The organism is Sphingobium lactosutens DS20 (genome assembly GCF_000445105.1).
GTDB lineage: Bacteria > Pseudomonadota > Alphaproteobacteria > Sphingomonadales > Sphingomonadaceae > Sphingobium > Sphingobium lactosutens.
Genome location: NZ_ATDP01000078.1, coordinates 26,110 through 50,540, shown reverse-complemented (window position 1 = coordinate 50,540; position 24,431 = coordinate 26,110). Strand labels below are relative to the sequence as shown.

22 protein-coding genes and 1 tRNA gene are annotated in these 24,431 nt (G+C 63.6%); 13 read left to right on the top strand and 10 right to left on the bottom strand.

Going from position 1 to position 24,431, the window contains the following annotated elements:
• Positions 1-69 precede the first annotated feature (69 nt).
• Positions 70-654 (top strand): nucleotidyltransferase family protein, encoded by a 585-nt coding sequence (locus RLDS_RS37090; RefSeq protein WP_021225529.1) that lies wholly within the window; start codon positions 70-72, stop codon positions 652-654.
• Here RLDS_RS37090 and RLDS_RS37085 read toward each other — a convergent pair whose 3' ends face one another.
• Positions 655-2,256 (bottom strand): MFS transporter, encoded by a 1,602-nt coding sequence (locus tag RLDS_RS37085; RefSeq protein ID WP_236616833.1) that lies wholly within the window; start codon positions 2,254-2,256, stop codon positions 655-657. It abuts the gene before it with no gap.
• Here RLDS_RS37085 and RLDS_RS56930 point away from each other — a divergent pair.
• The 6 genes from RLDS_RS56930 (at position 2,159) to pgl (ending at position 8,397) form a co-directional block, all read left to right on the top strand.
• The gene (locus RLDS_RS56930) at positions 2,159-2,359 is read left to right on the top strand and encodes a hypothetical protein (protein ID WP_236616832.1); all 201 of its coding nucleotides are present in this window, start codon (positions 2,159-2,161) and stop codon (positions 2,357-2,359) included. The two genes, RLDS_RS37085 and RLDS_RS56930, sit on opposite strands and share 98 nt — an antisense overlap.
• 282 nt (positions 2,360-2,641) lie before the next feature.
• Entirely contained in the window at positions 2,642-3,850 is a 1,209-nt protein-coding gene (locus RLDS_RS37080; RefSeq protein WP_021225526.1) for an acetyl-CoA C-acetyltransferase, read from the top strand.
• A 134-nt stretch (positions 3,851-3,984) separates the two neighbouring features.
• Entirely contained in the window at positions 3,985-6,162 is a 2,178-nt protein-coding gene (locus RLDS_RS37075; RefSeq protein ID WP_021225525.1) for a 3-hydroxyacyl-CoA dehydrogenase NAD-binding domain-containing protein, read from the top strand.
• A gap of 67 nt (positions 6,163-6,229) precedes the next feature.
• Complete coding sequence (gene galE, locus RLDS_RS37070) at positions 6,230-7,228, top strand: UDP-glucose 4-epimerase GalE (RefSeq protein ID WP_031297828.1); 999 nt, start codon at positions 6,230-6,232, stop codon at positions 7,226-7,228.
• Positions 7,225-7,701, top strand: a complete 477-nt coding sequence (locus tag RLDS_RS37065; RefSeq protein WP_021225523.1) for a YbaK/EbsC family protein — start codon at positions 7,225-7,227, stop codon at positions 7,699-7,701. Before galE ends, RLDS_RS37065 begins: the two co-directional genes overlap by 4 nt.
• A 3-nt stretch (positions 7,702-7,704) precedes the next feature.
• The gene (gene pgl, locus RLDS_RS37060) at positions 7,705-8,397 is read left to right on the top strand and encodes a 6-phosphogluconolactonase (protein ID WP_021225522.1); all 693 of its coding nucleotides are present in this window, start codon (positions 7,705-7,707) and stop codon (positions 8,395-8,397) included.
• A gap of 7 nt (positions 8,398-8,404) precedes the next feature.
• Here the strand turns inward: pgl and RLDS_RS37055 are convergent, their stop codons facing one another.
• The gene (locus tag RLDS_RS37055) at positions 8,405-8,668 is read right to left on the bottom strand and encodes a hypothetical protein (protein ID WP_021225521.1); all 264 of its coding nucleotides are present in this window, start codon (positions 8,666-8,668) and stop codon (positions 8,405-8,407) included.
• A 55-nt stretch (positions 8,669-8,723) separates the two neighbouring features.
• On the opposite strand from RLDS_RS37055, the gene RLDS_RS37050 reads away from it, so the two are divergent.
• The gene (locus tag RLDS_RS37050; RefSeq protein WP_021225520.1) at positions 8,724-9,866 is read left to right on the top strand and encodes a pyridoxal phosphate-dependent aminotransferase; all 1,143 of its coding nucleotides are present in this window, start codon (positions 8,724-8,726) and stop codon (positions 9,864-9,866) included.
• A 200-nt stretch (positions 9,867-10,066) separates the two neighbouring features.
• Here the strand turns inward: RLDS_RS37050 and RLDS_RS37045 are convergent, their stop codons facing one another.
• On the bottom strand, positions 10,067-10,363 hold the full coding sequence (locus RLDS_RS37045; RefSeq protein WP_021225519.1) for a chorismate mutase: 297 nt from the start codon (positions 10,361-10,363) through the stop codon (positions 10,067-10,069).
• A 181-nt stretch (positions 10,364-10,544) separates the two neighbouring features.
• On the opposite strand from RLDS_RS37045, the gene rpsD reads away from it, so the two are divergent.
• Positions 10,545-11,159: a 30S ribosomal protein S4 gene (gene rpsD / locus RLDS_RS37040; protein ID WP_021225518.1), complete on the top strand. Its 615-nt coding sequence runs from the start codon at positions 10,545-10,547 to the stop codon at positions 11,157-11,159.
• Between the two features lie 91 nt (positions 11,160-11,250).
• On the opposite strand, the gene RLDS_RS37035 is transcribed toward rpsD, so the two are convergent.
• A complete protein-coding gene (locus RLDS_RS37035) occupies positions 11,251-11,913 on the bottom strand; it encodes a uracil-DNA glycosylase (RefSeq protein ID WP_031297827.1) in 663 nt (220 codons plus the stop codon).
• A 23-nt stretch (positions 11,914-11,936) separates the two neighbouring features.
• Here RLDS_RS37035 and folK point away from each other — a divergent pair, with 23 nt between their 5' ends.
• From folK to RLDS_RS37020, 3 genes are all read left to right on the top strand, one after another.
• On the top strand, positions 11,937-12,458 hold the full coding sequence (gene folK, locus RLDS_RS37030) for a 2-amino-4-hydroxy-6-hydroxymethyldihydropteridine diphosphokinase (protein WP_021225516.1): 522 nt from the start codon (positions 11,937-11,939) through the stop codon (positions 12,456-12,458).
• A gap of 42 nt (positions 12,459-12,500) precedes the next feature.
• A tRNA-Lys gene (locus RLDS_RS37025) sits at positions 12,501-12,576 on the top strand.
• Between the two features lie 17 nt (positions 12,577-12,593).
• Entirely contained in the window at positions 12,594-13,160 is a 567-nt protein-coding gene (locus RLDS_RS37020) for an NUDIX domain-containing protein (RefSeq protein WP_021225515.1), read from the top strand.
• Here RLDS_RS37020 and glgX read toward each other — a convergent pair.
• The 6 genes from glgX to RLDS_RS36990 all read right to left on the bottom strand — a co-directional run bounded on the left by glgX (position 13,141) and on the right by RLDS_RS36990 (position 23,750).
• The gene (gene glgX, locus RLDS_RS37015) at positions 13,141-15,021 is read right to left on the bottom strand and encodes a glycogen debranching protein GlgX (RefSeq protein ID WP_021225514.1); all 1,881 of its coding nucleotides are present in this window, start codon (positions 15,019-15,021) and stop codon (positions 13,141-13,143) included. The genes RLDS_RS37020 and glgX overlap by 20 nt on opposite strands.
• Positions 15,018-16,466 carry a glycogen synthase GlgA gene (glgA, locus tag RLDS_RS37010; protein WP_021225513.1) on the bottom strand — a complete coding sequence of 483 codons (1,449 nt, stop codon included), beginning with the start codon at positions 16,464-16,466 and terminating at the stop codon, positions 15,018-15,020. Before glgA ends, glgX begins: the two co-directional genes overlap by 4 nt.
• 7 nt (positions 16,467-16,473) lie before the next feature.
• The gene (gene glgC, locus RLDS_RS37005) at positions 16,474-17,733 is read right to left on the bottom strand and encodes a glucose-1-phosphate adenylyltransferase (protein ID WP_021225512.1); all 1,260 of its coding nucleotides are present in this window, start codon (positions 17,731-17,733) and stop codon (positions 16,474-16,476) included.
• 52 nt (positions 17,734-17,785) lie between these two features.
• Positions 17,786-19,945, bottom strand: a complete 2,160-nt coding sequence (glgB, locus tag RLDS_RS37000) for a 1,4-alpha-glucan branching protein GlgB (RefSeq protein ID WP_021225511.1) — start codon at positions 19,943-19,945, stop codon at positions 17,786-17,788.
• Positions 19,946-19,965: 20 nt separating this feature from the next.
• On the bottom strand, positions 19,966-22,434 hold the full coding sequence (locus RLDS_RS36995; protein ID WP_021225510.1) for a glycogen/starch/alpha-glucan phosphorylase: 2,469 nt from the start codon (positions 22,432-22,434) through the stop codon (positions 19,966-19,968).
• Between the two features lie 110 nt (positions 22,435-22,544).
• Positions 22,545-23,750, bottom strand: a complete 1,206-nt coding sequence (locus RLDS_RS36990; protein WP_021225509.1) for a serine hydrolase domain-containing protein — start codon at positions 23,748-23,750, stop codon at positions 22,545-22,547.
• 133 nt (positions 23,751-23,883) lie between these two features.
• On the opposite strand from RLDS_RS36990, the gene RLDS_RS36985 reads away from it, so the two are divergent.
• Complete coding sequence (locus RLDS_RS36985; protein WP_021225508.1) at positions 23,884-24,396, top strand: RNA polymerase sigma factor; 513 nt, start codon at positions 23,884-23,886, stop codon at positions 24,394-24,396.
• The last annotated feature ends 35 nt before the right edge of the window (positions 24,397-24,431 follow it).

Sequence of the window (24,431 nt, the reverse complement as noted above, 5' to 3'; positions counted from 1 at the left end):
GGCATCGTCCCGATGGCACATCGCGATGCAAACGGGATCGCCTCATAAACATGACATTCGCCTCGCCCTATGCGCACTGAACATATCGCCGCCGTGCTGCTTGCCGCTGGCACATCCTCCCGCTTTGGCGAGGAGGACAAGCTGATGGCGACCCTGCGCGGCAAGCCGATGGCGGCCCATGTGCTGGAAACCGTCGCCTCCATGGCCTTCGCCGAACTCGTCGCGGTGACACGCCCGATCGATGAAGCCCCGGTGATACATCGCAAGCTCGACCGGCGCGGCTACAGCATCATCGTCAATGATCGGCCGCAGGACGGCATGTCGGGCAGCATCGTGCGCGCGGTGCGCCATGTCATGCCCAACCGGGACGTGCGCGGCATCCTCATCTGCCTCGCCGACATGCCCGACGTGCCGCAGACCCACTATAATCACATCTGCCTGGCGGCCGAGGACATACGGTCGGTGGTCGCATCGACGGACGGCTTTTCGTCTTCGCCGCCGGCCTTTATCGGCCGCAAGCATTTTCCCGAATTGCTCGCGCTGCGCGGCGATCAGGGGGCACGCGCACTGCTGAGCCATGGATTGCAGATCGAAGCGCCAGCCGGCATCCTGCGTGACATCGACACGCCCGACGATCTCGCCACGGCGGGCTGATCAACTCGATCGCGTCGGGTCGATCCAGCCTTCCCCCATTTCCCGCGCGTCCGGCGATCGGCTGAGCGGGAGGGAACCGGTCTGCCGCTCCAGCCGGCGATGGACGACCGGGGGTTCGGGCCGATCGTGCAGGGCATGAATGGCATCGCTATTGGCAATATCCGCGACGGTGCGGCGCTGATTGTGGCGGATATAATCGAGCCAGGTCGACACATGATAGCGCTCGACCCACAGGTCACTTTCGCCCAGGTCGCGGAGCAACTGCCAGCCATGCGCGCCGTCGCGCTTGCGGATGCGCTTGCGCTCGCTCATGGCGGCGAGGAAGGGCACGACCGACCCGGCGGGAATGCGATATTCGATGGTGACGATAATCGGGCCGCTGCGGGGTTCGACCGGGACGACAGTATCCGGTTCCTGCCAATCGCCACGCGGGTCCAGATTGTCGTCGCCAATCTGGGGCAGCGGACGCCACAGGCCCAGTATCGCGGCGAGAAACTGTACTCCTGCCGCGGCGTACAGGCTCATGACCACGCCCCGATGTTCGGCGATCCAGCCGAACAGCCAGGCACCGCCCGCCATGCCACCAAACGCGACCATCTGATACAGGGCGACCGCGCGCGCGACGACCCAGCGCGGCGCGGACATCTGCACGGACACGTTGAATGTGGACAGCGCCAGCACCCAGCCAGCGCCAGCCAGCATATAGCCGGGCAAGGCCACCCATAACCAGCTGCTCGCCGCCGTCATCGCCGTTCCGAGCGCCAGCGCAAGCGCCGCCGATCGCACGATGCCCTCGACCGAATAGCGGGCGCGCAGGCGGCGACTGGACAGCGCGCCCAGCACCGCGCCAAATCCGAAGGCGCCGCTGGTGACGCCGAAGGTCAAGGCCCCGCCGCCCAGCAAGTCGCGCGCGACCAGCGGCATCAAGGCGGATACGGCAGCAGCGCCAATGCCAAAGGCACCAGCGCGCAATAACACCAACTGGATTTTTGGCGACATCGCCACATAACCCAGCCCCGCCATCATCGCGACGCCCAGCCGTTCGCGCGGCAGCAGTTTTGGCGGCGTTTCCGGCCGCCACCGGGCCAATACGATCAGCAGCCCGATATAACTGACAGCATTGCTTAAAAATGCTGCCGCCGCGCCCGCCGTGGCGACGATGACACCACCTAAGGCCGGGCCAAGGCTGCGCGCCAGATTGAAACCCATGCTGTTCATCGCCACCGCGCTCGGCAGGATAGCGCGTGGCACCATATCACCGACTGAAGCTTGCCAGGCAGGTCCATTGATGGCGGTCGCGCAGCCGAGCAGGAACGTAAAAGCCAAGAGCAGCCAGGGCGTCATCCACCCGGCCCATGCCGTTGCCGCCAGAACCGCCGACACTAAAAGCATGAAGGCCTGACACGCCATCATCACGACCCGCCGCTCCAGATTGTCCGCGACCGCCCCGGCCCAGAGAGACAGGAGCATGATGGGCAAGGTGGTCGCAGCCGGAACCAAGGCTATAAGCAAGGGCGACGCGGACAGCGACGTCATCATCCACGCCGCGCCAACTGACTGGATCAATCCGCCAAAATTCGATGCAAGGCTCGCCAGCCAGATCGCGCGAAATACAGGTATGGAAAAAGGGGAGGCTGGGCTGGCGGAAGATGTATCGGACACTGGTTTCATGAAGCGCAATCCGGCACTGACGTCAAATTCATGATTGCCCCTATTGCCTTGGCCGCTCGACCATAACGACATGACGACGGTCAGGTTTCCGCGCTAGCGGCTAGCAGATTCGATCATCAAGATGTTTTTCGGGTCAGTCCTTCACGAACGCTTTGGCTGTGTGTGACCGGCGGCGATACCCTGCCGCTACGGCCTGGCGATTCGGCCAGGCGATTGGCATTAGACACTTGCACTTTACGTAAACGTAAATACATTTGCGGGCAGATCCCGTTCATCTGGCGACGCGCCACGAGGACCCCATGGAGAGGGAATGACAATGGAAGCCTATATTTACGACGCCGTCCGCACGCCCCGGGGCCGGGGCAAGGTTGACGGGTCGCTGCATGAAATCACCCCCATCCAACTGGCGACGCAGGTGCTGGAGGCGGTGCGCGACCGCAACCAGATCGACACCGCCGATGTCGATGACGTCATCCTGGGCTGCGTCAGTCCCGTGGGGGAACAGGGCGCGGACATCGCGCGCGTGGCCGTGCTCAACGCCGACTATGCGCAAACGGTGCCGGGGGTTCAGATCAATCGCTTCTGCGCATCGGGCCTCGAAGCGGTCAATATGGCGGCGGCCAAGGTGTTTTCAGGTGAAGCGATGTTCGCGATCGGCGGCGGCGTCGAATCGATGAGCCGCGTGCCGATGGCGTCGGACGGCGGCGCCTGGGCGATGGACCCGGCGGTCGCCTACAAGACCTATTTCGCGCCGCAGGGCATTGGCGCGGACGTCATCGCCACCAAGTTCGGCATCAGCCGCGACGACGCGGATGCTTATGCCGTCGAAAGCCAGCAGCGCGCCAAGCAAGCGTGGGACGAAGGGCGTTTTAAAAAGTCGATCGTGCCGGTGAAGGATGTGATCGGGCAGGTCGTGCTCGACCATGACGAACATATGCGCCCGGACGCGACGATGCAGTCGCTCGGCGCGCTCAAGCCCAGTTTCGCCGCCCTGGGTGAGGATATGCCGGGCTTCGACACCGTGGCCCTGCTCCGCTATCCCGAACTGGAAAAGGTCAACCATGTCCATCATGCCGGCAATAGCAGCGGCATTGTCGACGGCGCCGCCGCCGTGCTGGTCGGCAACAAGGATATGGGCGAAAAATATGGCCTCAAGCCACGCGCCAAGATCAAGGCCATGGCGTCGATCGGGTCGGAACCGCTGATCATGCTGACCGGGCCGGAATTTGTCGCGGGCAAGCTGCTGCAACGCGCCGGCATGACCAAGGACGATATCGACCTGTGGGAACTGAACGAAGCCTTCGCCTCGGTGGTGCTGCGCTACATGCAGGCGATGGACCTCGACCACGCTAAGATCAATGTGAACGGCGGCGCGATCGCCATGGGCCATCCGCTGGGCGCGACCGGCGCGATGGTGCTGGGCACCGCGCTCGACGAACTGGAACGGTCCGGCAAGGGCACCGCGCTCGTCAACCTGTGCGTGGGCGCAGGCATGGGCACCGGCATCGTCATCGAGCGTATTTGAGAAATATAGTCCGTTCGTCCTGAGTAGCCATTGAGCGAAGTCGAAATGGCGTATCGAAGGACCAATGCTTCGATATGGGTCTTCGACAAGCTCAGACCCTACTCAGCACGAACGGAGATGGGAAAGGCTGCATCATGAACACCATCAACTTCACCACCGATGCCGACGGCATCGCCACCCTGACGATCGACGTGCCTGGCCAGTCGATGAACGTCATCGGCCCCGATTTCCTGGCCGACCTCGACGCCGCGATCACGCGCATCGCGTCGGAGGACGGCATCAAGGGCGCGGTCATCGCGTCGGGCAAGGACAGCGGCTTCATGGCCGGCATGGACCTTAAATATTTCGGATCAATGCTCAGCAGCGGCAGCGGGGATCGCCCCGCCCCAGCCGACATTTTCGACAAGGTGTTCACGCTCAACCAGCTGTTTCGCCGGCTGGAAACCTGCGGCAAGCCGGTTGCCTGCGCGATCGAGGGCACATGCGTTGGCGGCGGGTTCGAACTGGCGCTCGCCTGTCATCGCCGCTTCGTGGGCGATAGTTCCAAGACGCAGCTGGGCCTGCCCGAAATCCTGATCGGCCTCTTCCCCGGCGGCGGCGGGTCGCAGCGGCTGCCGCGCATTATGGGCGTGCAGGCCTCGCTGATGTACATGCTCCAGGGCAAGATGTTCCGCCCGGCCGACGCCGCCATGATGAAGGTGGTCGATCAGGTCGTGCCGCAGGGCACCGCGCTCGACGCGGCGCGCGAATGGGTGAAGGCCAACCCCAGCGCGCATACGCAGCCATGGGACATCAAGGGCTTCAAGGTTCCGGGCGGCGCGGGCGGCTTCAACCCTGCCTTCGTGCAGACGATGGCGGGTGCGCTGCCGATGACGCTCAAGCAGACACAGCGCAACATGAACGCGCCGATCGCCCTGCTGTCGGCCGTCTATGAAGGCATCACCCTGCCGATGGACCGCGCCATCCGGATCGAAAGCAAATATTTCGCCAAGGTCGCCGCCGATCCCCAGGCGTCGAACATGATCCGCACCCTGTTCGTGAACAAGCAAGCTGCCGAACGCGGCGCGCGCCGTCCCAGGGACGAGGCCAAGGCGCCGACGAAGAAGCTCGCCATGCTGGGCGCGGGCATGATGGGCGCGGGCATCGCGACCGTTGCCGCGCAGGCGGGCATGGAAGTCGTGCTGTTCGACCGCGATCAGGCCTATGCGGAAAAGGGCAAGGCCCATGTCGAGGCAGTGCTGAAGAAGCGTCTCGGCCGGGGCATGACGCCTGAAAAGCTGGAAGCCACGCTGGCCCGCGTAACCCCGACGACCGATTATGCCGACCTGGCTGGTGCGGACTTCGTCATTGAAGCGGTGTTCGAGGATGTCGGCATCAAGGCCGAGGTCACGAAGAAGGTCGAGGAGGTGCTGGGCGCCGACACCATCTTCGGGTCCAACACGTCGACGCTGCCTATCACCAAGCTGGCGAACGCATGGAGCAAGCCGGAGAATTTCATCGGCGTCCATTTCTTCTCGCCGGTGGAAAAAATGCCGCTGGTCGAAATCATCCTGGGCGAAAAGACCGGTCCGGCGGCCATCGCCAAGGCGCTGGATTTCGTGGCGCAGATCAAGAAGACCCCGATCGTCGTGCATGACAGCCGCGGCTTTTACACCTCGCGCAGCTTTGGCACCTATGTGCAGGAAGGCGCTGAATTGGTGGGCGAAGGCGTCAACCCCGCGCTCATCGAAAATGCCGGCAAGCAACTCGGCATGCCGACCGGCCCGCTCGCCGTCAGCGACGAGGTGTCGATCGAACTGGGCGTCAAGATCATGACCGCGGCCAAGAAGGAACTGGGCGACGCCTATGTTCCGCAAGGATCCGACGACATCATGGTCAGGATGACCGACGCCGGACGCCTCGGCCGCAAAAATGGCAAGGGCTGGTATGATTATCCCGAAGGCGCGAAGAAGCATCTTTCGCCCATCCTCGCCGAAATGTTCCCGCGCGCGGCCGAGCAGCCTGACGTGGAGGCGGTGAAGGAGCGCCTCCTCTATCGCCAGCTCATCGAATGCGCCCGCTGTTTCGAGGAAGGCGTGCTGGAGACGCCCGAGGATGGCGACATCGGCGCGATCTTCGGCTGGGGCTTTGCGCCCTATACCGGCGGGCCGTTCAGCCATATGGACACGGTCGGCATCACCCATGTCGTCGCCACGCTCGATCGGTTGGCGGCGGCGCACGGGCCGCGCTTTGCTCCCACGCAACAGCTGCGCGACATGGCGGCGAGCGGCGCGACCTTCTACAAGCCCGCATCCATGAAGGCGGCCGCCTGAACGGCCTATAAATCTTAACGCCCTTTCGCTAGGTCTCCCCGGCATCAGCTGGGGAGACCTTTTCTTTATGAGCGACAAGCCAATGGTCATGGTCACGGGCGGCGCGGGCTATATCGGCAGCCATGCCGTGCTGGCGCTCAGGGATGCCGGCTACGGCATCGTCGTTATCGACAATCTCGTCACCGGCTTCGACTGGGCGGTGCCCGGCGACGTCCCGCTGGTGCGCGGCGACATTGCCGACCAGCCTCTGGTGGAAGCGACACTGCGCGACCATGGCGTGCGCGCGATCATGCATTTCGCCGGGTCCGTCGTGGTGCCGGAGTCGGTCAGCAACCCGCTCAAATATTATCACAACAACAGCGCCAAGACGCGCGACCTCATCGAAAGCGCGGTGCGCATCGGCGTGCCACATTTCATCTTTTCCTCGACCGCCGCCACCTATGGGACGCCGGACGTGGAGGCGGTGCGGGAAGATACGCCGCAATGCCCGATCAACCCCTATGGCATGTCCAAGCTAATGACCGAGCATATGCTGCGCGACGTGGCGGCGGCGCATCCGATGAATTTCTGCGCGCTGCGCTATTTCAACGTCGCAGGCGCCGATCCGCAGGGGCGCACCGGCCAGTCGACCGCCGGCGCCACCCACCTTATCAAGGTGGCAGTCGAAGCGGCGCTGGGCAAGCGGGAGAGCGTCAGCATCTTCGGCACCGATTTCGACACGCCCGACGGCACGGGCGTGCGCGACTATATCCACGTCAGTGACCTCGCCGCCGCCCATCTGCTCGCTCTCGAAGCGCTGATGGCGCAGCCGACGCGCAACCATCTGCTCAATTGCGGCTATGGCCGGGGCTTTTCGGTGCTGGAGGTGCTGGACGCGGTCGACAGGGCGACCAACAACCCGATCAAGCGCGTCATGGTCGGCCGGCGCGCGGGCGATCCCGGCAGGCTGATCTCGGACAACAAAGCCATTTTAGAAACCTTCCCCTGGACGCCGCGCCATGCCGATCTGGACCAGATCGTCGCCCATGCGCTGGCCTGGGAGCGCCAGCTTGGCGACCGCGCATGAGCGAAGCGAGCGTCCGCGCCTTCTTCGCCGCAAACGCCCCGGACATATCGATCATCGACCAGGGCGTCAGTACAGCGACGGTCATAGAGGCCGCAGCCGCGCTCGGCGTTGAGCCGGCGCGCATCGCCAAGACGCTGTCGCTGCGCGTGGGGGATCAGGTCGTACTCGTCTGCGCGCGCGGCGACGCCCGACTGTCGAACGGCAAGGCCAAGGCCGCGCTTGGAGCGAAGCCACGCATGCTGGGCGCGCATGAGGTGGAGGAATTGACCGGCCACCCGGTCGGCGGCGTCTGCCCCTTCGGCCTCACGATGCCCCTTCCCATCTATTGCGACATCTCGCTCCGGGCGTTCGCCACCGTCTTTCCGGCGGCGGGATCGCGCACGGCGTCGGTCGAATTGACGCCCGATCGGCTCGCGGCCTTGACCGGCGCAAGCTGGGTGGACATTTGCACGCTTCCTGACGACGCGGAGTGACCCATGCCGACCGAATATTTCTTCGCCACCGGGGCGCAGGCCGCCGCCGACATCGCCGACCGGATCGCCGCCCTATTGTCTGACGCCATCGCCGCGCGCGGGGTCGCGACCATCGCGCTGTCGGGTGGCCGGTCGCCCAGGCCGGTGCTCGAAGCGCTGGCTCCGGCCACGCTCGACTGGAGCAAGCTGATCGTCACGCTGGTGGACGAACGCTGGGTCGATCCGGCCAGCGCGGACAGCAACGAACGTCTGGTGCGCGACACGCTATTGCAAGGACCGGCGGCGCAGGCGCGGTTCGTGCCGATGAAAAATGAGGCTGCGGATGCTTATGCGGGCCAGCCGGATGTGGAAGCCAGCTTTGCCGCCCTGCCCTGGCCGCTCGACATCGTGCTGCTGGGCATGGGCGATGACGGGCATACCGCCTCGCTCTTTCCAGAGGGCAAGGAGCTGGCCGAAGGTTTTGCCACCGATGCTCTGACCATCGCCGCCACCCCCCCGGCCGCGCCACACCAGCGCCTGTCGCTGACCGCGAGCGCGATCCTCAAGAGCCGCCATATCTTCCTCCAGATCAGCGGCGCCGCCAAGAAGGCAGTCTATGACCGCGCGCTGGCAGGCGGGCCGGTCGAGGAATTGCCGATCCGCCTCGCGCTTTTGCAGGATGACGTGCCAGTCGAGGTCTGGATCGCCGAAAACTGACGTTTTTTCAGTCCGCCGGATCGTGGCCGGAAATCAGATAGCGCCATACCCCGATCGCGTTGATGAACAGCAGGGCGACATTCTGCCAGCCAATGCCTTCGCTGTTTTCGTCCAGAAATCCCCAGGCAATGAGCGCGATGGAGCTTGTCACGAACAGCACGAACGCCCATCCCGTGATCTGCCGGCCGAGGTTGAGCGACACGATCAGCGCGGCGAGCGTCGCTGCCCCCGCGCCATAATATTGCAGGACGGTCAAGAGGGTCTGGCTCATGCCATGCCCAACGCCACAGCCACGGCCATGTTGCCGAAATTAACGCAGGTTATCCATGAATAAAGTCGCCGACATAGCCCCCTTCCACGCCATTGCCATCAGCCGGGAAGCGCATGCGCTGGAAGAACAGGGCCGCTCGATCCTGCATATGGAGTTCGGCCAGCCATCGACCGGCGCGCCTGCCCAGGCGATCGCGGTCGCGCATCATGTGCTCGACACCGAACCCATGGGCTATTGGGAAAGCACCGCCCTCAAACAGCGCATGGCCCGCGATTATCAGGATCGCTATGGCGTCACCGTCGATCCCGAACAGATTATCCTGACCTGTGGCGCATCCCCCGCGCTGGTGCTGGCGCTCACCAGCCTGTTCGCCCCCGGCGCGCGGGTGGCGACGGCAAGGCCGGGCTATGTCGCCTATCGCAATACGTTGAAGGCGCTCTATCTGGACCCGGTCGAGGTCGCCTGCGGCCCGGCCGAACGCTATCAGATCAGCGCCGACGCGCTCGCCGCGCTCGACCCTGCACCCGATGGCCTGATCCTTGCCAGTCCCGCCAACCCGACCGGCACGATCATTCCGCCCACTGAACTGGCGCGGATCGCCGCCGTCTGCGCCGACCGGGGCATTCGCATCATTTCCGATGAAATCTACCATGGCCTCAGCTTTGGCGAACCGGCCCATTCGATGCTGCAATATGCACCCGACGCCGTGATCGTGAACAGCTTTTCCAAATATTACAGCATGGCCGGATGGCGGCTTGGCTGGGTGGTCGTGCCGCCAGGGCTGATCGACACGGCCCGCGCGCGGATGGGCAATCTGTTCCTGACCCCGCCCGTCCTGGCGCAGCGCGCCGGATTGGCCGCTTTCGACTGTGCGGACGAACTGGAGGGCCATGTCGCCAGCTATCGCCGCAACCGGCAATTGCTGCTCGACGCGCTGCCCGCCATGGGCCTGGCCCGCATCGCGCCGCCCGACGGGGCATTCTACATTTATGCCGATATCAGCCATCTGACCGACGATAGCCTGGGCTTTTGCCAACGGCTGCTGCGCGAAACCGGGGTGGCCACCGCGCCGGGGATCGACTTCGACCCCGTTGACGGACACCACTTCATCCGTTTCAGCTTTGCCGTGTCCACCGACCGGGTTGCGGATGCGATCACGCGGATGATCCCATGGTTTCAGGCACAGACGGGGCGCTAGGCCCCTGGCCTGTCCTACAGGGATGACCCAATGCTACACTGAGCGATCGGCTCTTTCTGACGGTCTGCTCCTGCTCCACGCGCCTGACTTCGCAAAAAATCTCCTATTGCGAAATCAACGCCAGAGGTCTCGATCCACGCAATTGCGCGGACCCGCGACGGTGTGAACTTCGCAATCAAGCCCGCCGGTGCGAAGCGCGCTCAGCCGCGTGTCCGGTCGAATTCCTCCATCTCATAAGCGATGGACGCCTCGACCAGCCGGTCCCACAGATCGGCTATGACATCAGCGGGCGCGCCCAGCCGTTCGGCTTGGCTTCGGGCATTGGCGATCACCTGCGCCTTGCGCGCTTCGTCGCGCACCGCGCCGCGATCGGGCTTGATCCGCGCCGCCGCGCGCATATGGGCAAAGCGCAGGTCGAGCAGCGCGACGATCTGCCGGTCGATCTCGTCGACACCGGCGCGCACTTCGCTCATGCTGGTATAGCTGTCGGGGTTCATGCGCCGGAGGCTTAGGCCCGCCGCCCCGCCCTGTCGAGGGCTTGACAGGCCAGCCCCTTGGCGTCATAGGCGCCGCTTCGCGATTGGCCCTGCATCCCGGTGAAGCGGCGGCCCTGTCCCTGAAATACGGAAAACAGGCGATACCGGGACCAACGTTGTTAGCATATCGAAGGAAAGACATATGTCGAAGCGCTCCAGCGCCAAGTACAAGCTCGACCGCCGGATGGGCGAGAATATCTGGGGTCGTCCCAAGAGCCCGGTGAACAAGCGTGAATATGGCCCCGGCCAGCATGGTCAGCGCCGCAAGGGCAAGATGTCCGACTATGGCATTCAGCTGCGCGCCAAGCAGAAGCTGAAGGGCTATTATGGCGACATCACCGAAAAGCAATTCAAGAAGAACTATGTTGAAGCCGCCCGCATGAAGGGTGACACCGGCCAGAACCTCATCGGCCTGCTGGAACGCCGCCTCGACGCGCTGGTCTATCGCGCCAAGTTCGCGCCCACCATCTGGTCGGCCCGCCAGCTCGTCAGCCACGGCCACATCTATGTGAATGGCGTGAAGTGCAACATCGCCTCGCGTCTGGTAAAGCCGGGCGACGAAATCACCCTGGGCAAGAAGGCGCAGGAAATGGCGCTGGTCCTGGAAGCGCAGAGCCTGCCCGAGCGCGACATTCCCGACTATGTCTCGCCCGACGGCGCGGCCAAGGTCACCTATGTCCGCGTGCCGACGCTGGACGAAGTGCCCTATCCGGTGAAGATGGAACCGAACCTGGTCGTCGAATTCTATTCGCGCTAAGTCCTCGGGACCGACGATTTACAAAAAGGGGCGGCTCCTCATGGGGCCGCCCCTTTTTCGTTCACCACACTGCTTTTCCGCCGAAAGCCGCTCAATCAGGGGCCGTGGCCACCTCGACCGCGCGCGCAAACACCGCGTCGAACATCTGGGCCGTCAAGCGCCTGGTATTCTGGTTGTAGCGCGAACAATGATAACTATCGATGAGGATGCGGCCATCGGGCATGCGATGCTCCGCAAGATGCGCGAAACGCGCTTTGGGCAATTTGCCGCCCAGAATTTTGACCGCTGATTGATGCGCAATCTGGCCCAGCGCGATGAAGGTGCGCGCATTAGGCAAAGCCGCCACCCCATCGGCCAGGAACGGGCGGCAATTGTGGATTTCCGCCGGCTCCGGCTTGTTTTGCGGCGGCAGGCATTTGACGGAATTGATGATGATCACGTCCCGCAGAACCAGGCCATCGTCCGGCCGCGCGTCATAGCTCCCTTCGGCCAGACCATGGCGCGCCAGCGTCGCAAACAGCAGATCGCCGGCATAATCGCCGGTGAACGGCCTGCCGGTGCGGTTCGCCCCCTGCCGACCGGGCGCCAGTCCGATGATCGCAATGCGCGCCAGCGGGTCGCCAAAGGCGGGGACCGGCGCATTCCACCAATCGGGATGCTGGGCCCGGCATTCCTCCCGCAAGGCGACAAGACGGGGACAGCGCGGACAATCATGCGGCGGCTCGGTCGAAGCAAGGGGGCTTTTCACTATCACGCACTGCAGATAGGCGCTGGTTTATGGCGGATACAAGGCCAGATGGCCGCACCAATGTCTACGCACTGGCGCTGGGGTCGAACCGGGCGCTGTCGGCCGAACGCACGCCGCCACGACTGCTTGAGGAAGCCATGGCACTGATCGGCGGGCGGATGCGAGTGATCGCCATGTCGCCCATCATCGACACCCCGCCACTGGGTCCGTCGCTGCGTCGTTATGCCAATGCCGCGATCCTGGTGGAAACCCCGCTATCGCCTCCGGCCCTGCTGCAATGTCTTCAGGACATGGAAGCGCGCCTTGGCCGACGACGCCACCGGCGCTGGGGCGCGCGCACCATGGATATCGACATCATCCTCTGGTCGGGGGGCATATGGCGGGAACGCCAACTGACGGTGCCGCACGCCGCCTTTCGCAGCCGCAGCTTCGTACTGACGCCGCTATCTTTCATCGCGTCGGGCTGGCGCGATCCCCGCAGCGGCCTCACCATCCGTCAGCTGAGCGCCCGGCTCAAAAAAGCGAAACCAAAGCGGCCGACAAGTGGTTGACCATCCGCGCCGCCCCCTTTAGGGCGTCGTCCACCGCTTCGGGGGTCCATAGCTCAGTCGGTAGAGCAACTGACTTTTAATCAGTAGGTCGCTGGTTCGAACCCAGCTGGACTCACCACAGTCTCGTGGAGCGCGATGAAGATCATCTCCACCTCCCTACTTTATGAGGGCTGGCTCAACCTGCGCATGGTTCGGTTGCGCGCCAACGATGGCGTCGAAGTCGACCGGCATGTGGTGGAAATGCGCCGCGCTGTTGCCGTGCTGCCCTATGATCCTGAGCGCCGCCTGGCCCTTACCGTATCCATGCCGCGCACGCCCGTCATGCTGGCAGGCCTGCCCGACATGATGGAGGCGATCGCCGGCATATTGGAGGATGACCCTGCCAATTGCGCACGGCGCGAAGCGATGGAGGAAGCCGGCGTCCGCTTGAGCGAATTGGCGCATTTGGGACAAATCTGGAGCATTCCCAGCGTCGTCACGGAAAAGATCGATTATTTCCTCGCCCCCTACGCCGCGCGGGACCGCGTGGCGGCAGGCGGCGGCGTGATTGAGGAACAGGAAAATATCAGCGTGCACGAATTGCCGCTGGACGCCCTCTGGACCATGATGGCGCGCAAGGAGATCGCCGATGGAAAGCTGGCAATATTGCTGATGGCGTTGCGGTTACGCCGACCCGACCTGTTCAGCGTTCCGGTCGACTGACCCCGATGCTTCGCGCGGCCACATCAACATCGCCATGCGGCAGGCTGAAGCGACAGGCCTCCGATGCGCCGTTGACGCAAATGGCCAATCCGCTGGCGCGGTAGCGCAACACAAGCCGGCGGCGTTCGGGCTCTTCCCACTGCGCCACGGTCAGCGGGCTATCCGTTTCATCGAGCCAGTCCACATCGTCGTCGGTCAAGGCGGTTATGCCGTGCAAATCGGCCTCATCCGCCCGCAGCGCTGCCAAAGCAAAGGCCTCCGCCTCAAGGGCCTGATCGCGGCCCTCCCAGTCGATCCAGCTGATGGCATTATCCTGAGCATAGGCATTGTTATTGCCCTGTTGCGATCGGCCAAATTCGTCCCCCGCACACAGCATAATCGTTCCGCGCGAACAGAAAAGCGTGGTTAGCAACGCCCGCATGTCGCGCTGGCGTGCGGCGCGGATAACGGAATCGTCACTCGCTCCCTCGACGCCATTGTTCCAGCTGTAATTTTCGCCATGGCCGTCGCGATTCTGTTCGCCATTGGCTTCATTATGGCGCGCTGCATACGCCGTCAGGTCGGCCAGGGTGAAACCGTCATGCGCTGCGAGGAAATTGACCGTCCGGGTGCGGCCGTTCGGGAATATGTCGCTTGATCCAGCCAGGCGGGTGGCGAAGGCCCCGATCGTCCCTGCGTCCCCGCGCCAAAAACGCCGCATGTCGTCGCGATAGCGGTCATTCCATTCCAACCAGGAGTCCGGAAAATGGCCCAGCTGATAACCGCCCGGTCCAATATCCCAAGGTTCGGCAATCAATATCCGATCGGCCAGAACCGGGTCGGCCCGCATCTCTTCCAGCAATGGTGCGCGCGGATCAAAGCCATGGTCCAGCCGCCCGAGGGCCGGCCCCAGGTCAAAGCGGAAGCCATCGACGCTCGCCTGTTGAACGAAATGCCGCAGCGACGCCAGAATAAGGGCGCGCATCGCCGGTGCGTTGCAGGCGATACTATTGCCGGTGCCTGTATCATTGATCAGGCTTCCGCCCGCCGCATGACGGAATGCGCTGCGCGGATCGAGGCCGCGCAAGGACAGCGTCGGGCCATCGCGGTCGCTTTCGCCATCATGATTATAGACCATGTCGAGGATGACGCCGATTCCCGCTTCATGCAGCGCGTCTACCGCCTGTCGCAGTTCGGCCATACCGCCCGGCGCCAGCCGGGGATCGATCGCGAACCAGCTGACCGGATTATAGCCCCAATAGTTGGTAAGGCCGAGCGGACCCAAATGCCGCTCATCGATCCAGGCGGTGAGGGGCATGAGTTCCACAGCGGAAACATGCAGGGCTTTGAGATGCGCTATCACGGCCGGATGACCAAGCGCTGCGATGGTCCCCCGCTGCGCCGGCGGCACCTCAGGATGACGCATGGTAAAGCCGCGCACATGCAATTCGTAGATGAGGCCGCCCGGCCTAAAGAGGGGCGATCGGTGGGCCACGCTCGGCAGCTGCGCTTCGACGACGCCCTTCGGCATGATCGGCGCGGTGTCTGGCCCGGCCCCGCGCGGCGCAGCCAATGCCGGATCATAGATGAAGGCCCGGTCGATCGCCGTCGCATAAGGATCGAGCAGCAGCTTGTCGGGGTCGAACCACAGGCCAGCGGGCGGATCATAGGGGCCATCGGCGCGCAGGCCATAGCGCGCGCCAACGCCGACGCCCGCCGCCTCGACCTGCCACACCCCATCGCCCTCTTGCCGCATCGGCACGCGGGTTTCGCCCCCGTGCGCGTCGAACAGGCAGAGCCACAGCGCGCTGGCGTCAGGCGCATGGACGCGAAACATCGTTCCGCTTGCCGTCACCTGCGGCGGCCTGGCGCCTATGCTCACGCCGCCTCCGCCAGCAGGTCGCGATACAGCGCCGCATAACGCGCGGCGCTGCTGGTCCAGGACACATCAGCGCGCATGGCGGCCCGCTGCATCGCCTGCCAGATCGGCCGGTCGCGGTGCAGGCGAGCCGTGCGGGCAATCGCTCCGTGCAGCGCCAGCGGGTCGTTCGGGGCAAAGACGATGCCGGTCGCCGCGCCGGCGTTCACCGCCGCATCATTGGCGTCGATCACCGTATCGGCCAGACCGCCAACCCGCGCCACCACCGGCAGGCAACCATAGCGCAGCCCGTAGAGCTGCGTCAGCCCACAGGGTTCGAATCGCGACGGGATGAGGATCGCGTCGCCCCCCCCCTGCATCAGATGCGACAGGGGTTCGTCATAGCCGATCCGCGCGGCGATCCGCCCGCGATGCCGGTCTGCCGCCGCCAGAAATGCGCCCTCCAGCGCCCGGTCTCCCGACCCCAACAGCGCCAGCTTACCACCCAGCCCGACCAGATGGTCGATGGCATCGATCATCAGATCCATGCCCTTTTGCCAGGTAAGCCGGCTGACGATGATGAAGAGCGGCGCGTCGTCCTGATCAAGCCCAAAGGCCTCCTCCAGCGCCCGGCGATTACCCGCCCGCGCGCCCAATGATCGGCCGCTGAACCGGCGCGGGATCAACGGATCTTCGGCCGGGTTCCAGATGTCGGTATCGACCCCGTTCAATATGCCATGCAGCCGGTCGATGCGCCCGTTGATCAGCCCGTCCAGACCCATGCCATGGTCGGGCGACCGGATTTCCTGCGCGTAGCTGGGGCTTACCGTGGTGATCGCGTCGGCTGAAACCAGGCCGGCCTTCAGATAGCCGACACCGCCATAATATTCGACGCCATCCACGCCCCAGGCTTCCGGCGGCAGGCCAAGTGCGGGAAAGATGTCTGCGGCAAAGCGCCCCTGAAAAGCGAGATTGTGAATCGTCACCAGCTTGGGCACGGCATGGGCCGGACCAAAGCGCATATAGGCGGCGGTTAGCGCCGCCTGCCAATCGTGAACATGGACGATGTCCGGCCGCCAGTCCTTGATCGCCCCTTCTGCAATGTCCGCGCCGACGCGGGACAGTGCAGCAAAACGACGCCAGTTGTCGGGCCAGTCCGTGCCGTCCGGGCCGCCATAGGGGCCGCCGTCCCGCGCGAAAAAGGCGGGCGCGTCGAGCACCAGCAGATCCAGTCCATCAAGCTTCGCTGCCAATAAGGCCGCTTTTTCGCCAAACAGCGAATCATAGCGGCGCACAGCTTTTGTCTTGCCCAGCCGAGCCAGGACGGACGGGTAGCCGGGCACCAGGGTGCGGGCGGCCACCCCCTGCGACGCCAGTGCGGCCGGCAAGGCTCCGACAACGTCGGCAAGCCCTCCCGTCTTGACGAGGGGATAGATTTCCGACGCGACGGACAACAGCTGCATCGTCATGGACCGGTCAAACCTCCAGACGGTCGATCATCGGCTGTGTCACCAGGCAGATGCCGCTGTCGGTCCTGCGAAAACGTTGGGCGTCGAGCGTCGGATCTTCCCCGATGATGAGGCCAGGCGGGATCAGGATACCGGAATCGACCACGCATTTGTGCAGACGTGCGCCCCGCCCTACCTCGCAGCCGGGCATGATGATGCTGTCCGTCACGGACGAAAAACTGTGCGTGCGTACGCCGGAAAACAGCAGGCTACGGTGCAGCGACGACCCTGACACGATGCAGCCGCCAGCGACCAGCGACGATGTCGCCGACCCGCGCCGACCATCCTCGTTATGGACGAATTTCGCAGGCGGCGTGACTTCCGAATAGGTCCAGAGCGGCCAGCTATGGTCATAGAGATCGAGCGAGGGGACAACGTCGGTCAGGTCGATATTTGCCTGCCAGTAAGCGTCGATCGTCCCCACGTCGCGCCAATATGGCTCCAATTCGCTCTCGGCGCGCACGCAGCTGCTGGAAAAACGATGCGCCACCGCCTTCCCGTGCTTCACGATATAAGGGATGATATCACCGCCGAAATCCCGCTTGCTCGTCGGATCATCCGCGTCGCGCCACAGCTGCTCGATCAGAAAACGGGTGCGGAAGACATAGATTCCCATGGACGCCAGCGCCGTATCGGGCTGGCCCGGGATGGCGGGCGGGTCCTTCGGTTTTTCGACGAAGGCGGTGATGACGTCGGCCTCGTCCACATGCATGACGCCAAAGCCGACAGCTTCCATCCGCGGCACTTCCAGGCAGCCGACCGTGACGTCCGCGCCGCTGTCGACATGCTGCTGGAGCATCAGCTCATAGTCCATCTTGTAGACATGGTCGCCGGCCAGGATGACCATATATTCGGGCGCATAGGCTTCGATGATATCGATATTCTGGAAGACGGCGTCGGCGGTGCCTTCATACCATTGGCTTTCGGAAATACGCTGGCTGGCGGGCAAAATGTCGAAGCTTTCATTGCGTTCGGGGCGCAGGAAATTCCAGCCGCGTTGCAGGTGCCGGATCAGCGAATGCGCCTTATACTGCGTTGCGACGCCGATGCGGCGAATGCCGCTGTTGAGCGCGTTGGACAGGGCGAAGTCGATGATCCGGGCCTTGCCACCAAAATGCACCGCGGGTTTCGCGCGCCGGTCGGTGAGTTCCGCCAGACGACTGCCGCGCCCCCCGGCCAGCACATAGGCCATCGCATCGCGCGCTATGGGCTGATATTTCGTCTGCATCCGCCTCTCCATTCACCCGCCCGCAGGTCGCCCGAATGCGCCCGCCAGCTTGTCAAAATTCCAGTTCGAGCATCAACGTGGCGAAGGGCGGGATGGTGATGTTCGCCCACCCTTCCTCATCAGCCGTCACCGCGCCCATATTGCCGGCACCGCCGCCGCCATAATCCTGCGCATCGCTGTTCATCACTTCCCGCCAGCGCCCTCCGGAAGGAAGGCGCATGCGGTAAGCGTGACGCAGAACGGGCGTGAAATGACTGATAACGACGATCGGCAGCGCACCGGGCGCGCGCCGCACCCAGGCGAAGATCGAATCCGCGCGCGCGTCCACCAGCACCCATTCGAAGCCTTCCGCCTCGCAATCGCGGGCGTGGAGTGCAGGCCGGCTGCTGTACAGATGGTTGAGGTCGGCAACCAGACGCTGCACCCCCCGGTGCGGCGCATGGTCGAGCAGATGCCAGTCGAGCGCACGCGCCTCGCTCCATTCATCGCGCTGGGCGAATTCCTGCCCCATGAACAGCAGCTTCTTGCCGGGATAGCCCCACATTAGGCCATAATAGGCGCGGAGTGTAGCGAACTTCTGCCAGTCATCGCCCGCCATCTTGTGCAGTAGGGACGATTTGCCATGCACCACCTCGTCATGGCTGAGCGGCAGGACGAAATTTTCGTCAAAGGCGTAGAGCAGCCCGAATGTGATGTCGTCATGATGGTGCGCGCGGTGCACCGGGTCACGCTGCAAATACCGCAGCGTGTCGTGCATGAAGCCCATATTCCATTTGAACCCGAACCCTAGCCCACCCGCATCGACAGGGCGCGAAACGCCTGGCCAGCTGGTGGACTCCTCGGCGATCGTCATGACACCGGGATGCGCGCCATAGAGCGCCTTGTTCATCTGCTGGAGAAAGGCCACGGCCTCGACATTTTCGCGGCCGCCATGGTCGTTGGGAATCCATTCCCCCGGCTGCCGCGAATAATCGAGGTAGAGCATGGAGGCGACCGCATCCACGCGCAGCCCATCGACATGGTAGCGCTCCGCCCAGAATAGCGCATTATTGGCCAGAAACTGCGCCACTTCACGCCGACCATAATTGTAGATGGCGGTGTTCCAGTCGGGGTGGAAGCCCTTGCGCGGGTCGGCATGTTCATAGAGCGCGGTGCCATCAAAGCGCGCCAGCCCATGTTCGTCGGTCGGGAAATGGGCGGGCACCCAATCGAGAATGACGCCAATGCCCGCGCGATGCGCGCCATCCACAAATCGCGCAAAGCCCTCCACATCCCCAAAACGCGCGCTGGGCGCATAGAGGCCGAGCGTCTGATAGCCCCAACTGGGGTCATAGGGATGCTCGCTGATCGGCAGAAATTCGATATGGGTGAAGCCCATGCCCACGACATAGGGGATCAGCCGATTGGCCAATTCATCCCAGGACAGAAAATGGCCATCGGCGTCGCGTTGCCATGATCCGGCGTGGACTTCGTAGATGACGATGGGTTCGCGGCGGGGGTCAGCGCCCCGCCAATGCGTCCGATGCCGATCGTCGCCCCATCTATGCGCAGGCGGCGGCGCGACGATGGAGGCGGTGGAAGGGCGCAATTCGGACTGGAAGGCGAACGGATCGGACTTGAGCGGCAGCAGGTCGCCATTCGCGCCGAGAATTTCAAATTTGTAGGCACTGCCCGCACCGACTTCGGGCAGGAAGATTTCCCAGACGCCCGCATCGCCCCGGCGGCGCATGAGGCCCCGGCGCCCGTCCCAGCGATTAAAGTCGCCGACGACCGAAACGCGCAAGGCATTGGGTGCCCAGACCGCAAAATGCGTGCCGCCAATTCCTTCATGATGGATGACATGCGCGCCCAGCTTGTCGAACAGCCGTTCGTGCGATCCTTCGGCGAAATAATGATCGTCCATGGGGCCCAGCACCGGGCCATAGCCATAGGGGTCGACCAGCGCGTAATCGCTGCCGTCGGGATACCGCGCGACATATCGCAGTGGCTGGCGCTTTTTCACCGACACCTTGCCGCCGAACAGACCATCGGGATGAATGCAGGCCAATTCCCCGACGGTCTTGCCCCCCAGCGTCAGGGCCGTGACGCCTGTCGCGTCCGGCACCATCACGCAGGCGGTGAAGCCCTTGCCCGCCGGATGCACGCCCATGGTGGCGAAGGGATCATCCTCCCGACCCGTAACCAATCGGTCGATCTGATCCCGCGTCAGCATCGCCTATCTGCGCCCCTGCGTCATGCCGGCAGCTTCCATATGTCGGTCGCATATTCGCGGATCGTTCGATCGGACGAGAACCAGCCCATGCGCGCCACATTGTGGATCGCCTTCTTCGCCCAGAGCCCTTCATCCTTCCATAGGGCGTCGACAGATCGCTGCGCCGCCGAATAGCTGTCGAAATCAGCCGCGACCATGAACCAGTCATGGTCATATATGCCCTGGATCAACGCCTTGTAGCGATCAGGATCGTCGGGGGAAAAGACACCGCTGGCGATGGCGTCGAGCGCCTGACCCAGTTCTCGGCTCTGGCCGATCACCTCGCCAGGATTATAGCCATTGGCGCGCCTCTCATTCACCTCCTGCGCGGTCAGGCCGAAGATGATGATGTTATCCTCGCCGACATGATCGCGCATTTCGACATTGGCGCCATCCAGCGTGCCGATGGTCAGCGCGCCATTGACCGCGAACTTCATGTTGCCGGTGCCGGACGCTTCCATGCCCGCCGTCGAAATCTGTTCGCTCAGGTCCGCGGCCGGGATCATCATTTCCGCCATGGACACATTGTAATTGGGCACGAATTGCAGTTTGAGCAGCCCCTGCACCGCTGGATCGTGATTGACGGCGCGGGCCACGTCATTGGCCAATTTGATGATCAGCTTGGCATTATGATAGCTGGGCGCGGCCTTGCCGCCGAACAGCTTGACGCGCGGCGACCAGTCGCGTTCGGGGTGGGAGCGAATCTGGTCATAAAGCGACACCGCCTCGATGATGTTGAGCAACTGGCGCTTATATTCATGGATGCGCTTGATCTGGATGTCGAACAGCGCCGCCGGGTCGATCCGCGCATTGACCCGCTTGCGCAGCAGGTCGGACAGCGCCCCCTTGTTGGCGCGCTTGACCGAGAAGAATCGCTCCTGAAAGCCCGCATCGTCGGCGAAGCGATCAAGATCGCGCAACGCTTCGGGGTCGTCCAGAAACCGATCGCCGATGGCATCACGGATAAGGGCAGTGAGACCCGGATTGCACTGCATCAGCCAGCGGCGGAAGGTAACGCCATTGGTCTTGTTGTTGATGCGCGCGGGATAAAGGCGGTGCAGGTCCGCGAACACCGTTTCCTTCATCAAGTCGGTGTGCAGCGCCGACACGCCGTTGACGCTGTGCGACCCGGTAAAGGCGAGATTGCCCATGCGCACCCGGCGGCCGCCATGCTCGTCGATCAGGGAAATTGCGCCGATCGCGCCGTCATCAAACTGCCCGGACCGGCGCGCTTCCGCCAGCAGCCGGCTGTTCACCGCATAGACGATCTGCATGTGGCGCGGAAGCAGGCGCTCGAACAGCGGCACCGGCCAGCTCTCCAGCGCCTCGGGCAACAAGGTGTGATTGGTATAGCTGAAGGTGCGGCGGGTAATGTCCCACCCTTCGTCAAAATCAAGCCCATGATCGTCGAGCAGGATGCGCATCAATTCAGCGACCGACACTGCCGGGTGCGTGTCGTTGAGCTGGATCGCGGCCTTGTCCGGCAAGGTCCGTATGTCGCCGAAATATTGGATATGCCGGCGCACTATGTCCTGCAAAGAGGCGGAGGAGAAGAAATATTCCTGGCGCAACCGCAATTCCTGGCCCGCAGGCGAAGAGTCCGCCGGGTAGAGCACGCGGGTCAGCGCTTCGGCCCGGTTGCTTTCGGACAAGGCGCCCAGATGGTCGCCGGCGTTGAACTTGTCGAGCAGGATTGGGTCGATGGGCTGCGCCTCCCACAAGCGCAGCGTATTGACGCGCTTGCCGCGCCAGGCTGCAATCGGCGTATCATAGGGGGTCGCGATGACACGCTCGCCCGGCCGCCAGTGCATCTGATGCGGGCCGGCATCTTCCCCGTCGGCCGGATCGACGCGACCGCCAAAGCCGACCTCGTAGCTCGCCTCGCGCCGCTCGAATTCCCACGGGTTGCCGTGCGCCAGCCAGTTTTCCGGCAATTCCACCTGCCAACCGTCGCTGATTTCCTGCCGGAACATGCCGTTCACATAGCGGATGCCGTAGCCATAAGCGGGCACGTCCACCGTCGCCATGCTTTCCATGAAACAGGCGGCAAGCCGGCCCAGGCCGCCATTGCCCAGCGCTGCGTCAGGCTCCAACGCGGCAATGATGTCGAGGTCGACACCCAGCGAAGTCAGTGCCGCCTGTAAATCGTCCAACATCTCCATGTTGGACGCGGCATCGCGCATCAATCGCCCGATCAGAAATTCCAGGCTGAGATAATAGACCCGCCGCCCCTGCGCCTCATAGGTTTTATGGGTGGATTCGATCCAGGCGTCGATCACCCGGTCGCGGATTGCCAGGATGACGGCATGCAGCCAGTCATGGGGCTTGGCAGCAGCGGCATCCTTGCCGATGCGATAGGTCAGCCGCTCGACGATTTCACGGGCCAGCAATTCGGGATCGACCTGCCGCGGCGCGGGCCTGGGAAGTTTGGTCTGGCCCTCAAGGTTCATGGCGTGACGTCCCCCTGCTGAATCACCCATGATGATGGCATAGCCGCAGGACCAGCGCCATCAGCATTTCGGCGGTGCAGCAAGAACTTGTCACGTGACCTTTTGATCCGTCAGTCGCGCCGTGACCGGACGATCGCTTCTGACACGGCCGCGCGCATCTGTGCCCGCACGGGATAGGCGCTGGATGGCAGGAGCTGGGTCATGAATATCCCGATCAGCCGTTCTACCGGATCGATCCAGAAATAGGTCGAAAACACGCCGCCCCAATAATATTCGCCCTTTTCCAGTCCCATGGCGAAGCCCAGGCCAAAGCCCACGCCTTGATAGTCCGCTTCGCTGAACATCGCGCTGGACATGCCCGCCAGATCGCTGCCGCCGGGCAACTGGTTGGTTCGCATCGACGCGACCGTCTCCTCCGACAGCAAGCGCTGGCCATCGAGTTCGCCGCCGCGCAGCAACATGCGTGCGAACCGGTGATAGTCGGCGACGCTCGACACCAGCCCTCCCCCGCCTGAGAAAAAGCATCCGCTCCGTCGCCAATTGCTGCGCGCGCCCAGATCGGCCGGAACCCGCAGGCCGCTTTCCTCCAGCCGCCAGGCGTCGGTCATGCGGGCAGCCCTATCGGCCGGCAGCACAAAGCCGGTATCTGTCATGCCCAGCGGCGTGAAGATGGCACGCTCGAAATGACTTTGCAGGTCCGTCCCCGTCAAACGCTCGATCACGACGCCCAGCACGTCCGTCGACACCGAATAATTCCATCTCTCTCCCGGAGAAAATTCCAGCGGCAAGCTCGCAAGATCGGCGATGAACTGGTCGGAGCTGCGCTTTTGCTGAAACTCGTCCAGTCCCATCTCCCGATAGCGCGCGTCGATCGCAGTCTGGCGCTGCAACCCATAGGTCAGGCCCGATGTATGCCGCAGCAGGTCGATCATCTGCATTGGCCGCGCTGGCCGGCTTTCGCGTGCGCCGCCGACCCGCAAGTCCGCAAATTCGGGAATGACGTCCGTGACTGGCGTGTCCAGCGCCACCAGTCCCTGCTCCACCAGCATCATGAAGGCGACCGACGTGACCGGCTTCGTCATTGACGCGATGCGATACAGGGCATCGGGGTGCAGCGGGGTCCCGTCTTCCCGCGCCGCGCCGCGCGTCACCGATAGCAGCGGCGCCTCATCGCGGGACAGAAAAAACTGCATGTGGGGCAGCTTGCCGCTCTGGACATAGTGTTGATCGAGAAACGTCACGAGCGCATCCAGCCGGTCCGCGTCCATGCCCGCTGCTAGCGCTGCCGCCCTGTCCAACCCGTCAAGCATCCGCATCCCTCATCGCCTTGCCATAACCTGCGGCGCTAAAGCACGCTTGCGGCAACGTAAACAGCTTGGCGATTGCCAACACCCCGTCGCCCCCTCTATGGCATCCGGCCTGATCGCACGCATTGGACCCAGAACAGGCATGGCCACCGGCCTTTCCGCGATATTCATGACGCACCGCGCCGCGCTGCTGCGCTTTTTGCGCGCGCGCGGCGCGGGCGACGACGCTGAAGACCTGTTGCAGGATATGTGGATGAAGCTGGAGGCCAAGGATCTTGGTCCGGTGGCCGACCCGCTGCCTTATCTCTACCGTATGGCGAACAATCTGATGCTCGACCGGTACCGGTCCTCGACCCGGCGGGAACGGCGTGAGCAGGATTGGGCCGGGGGCGCAGGCGGCGTCATGGCCGACCCGAGCGATGACGTCCCCGTGGACGACCGGCTGATCCTGAACCAGCGGCTGGATGAAGCACGCAGCGTTCTGCGCGCACTGGGGCCAAGGGTCGAACTCGTCTTCCGTCGTTTCCGGATCGAAGGCGTCGGGCAGAAGGTGATCGCCGAAGAATTGGGTGTAAGTCTAACCACGGTGGAGAAGGACCTGCAAAAGGCCTATCGTGCGATGATCGCGCTCAAGCAGAAACTGGATACGGAATGAGCGGCTCGGCGGCGTCAGGCCTATCAAGGGGCATA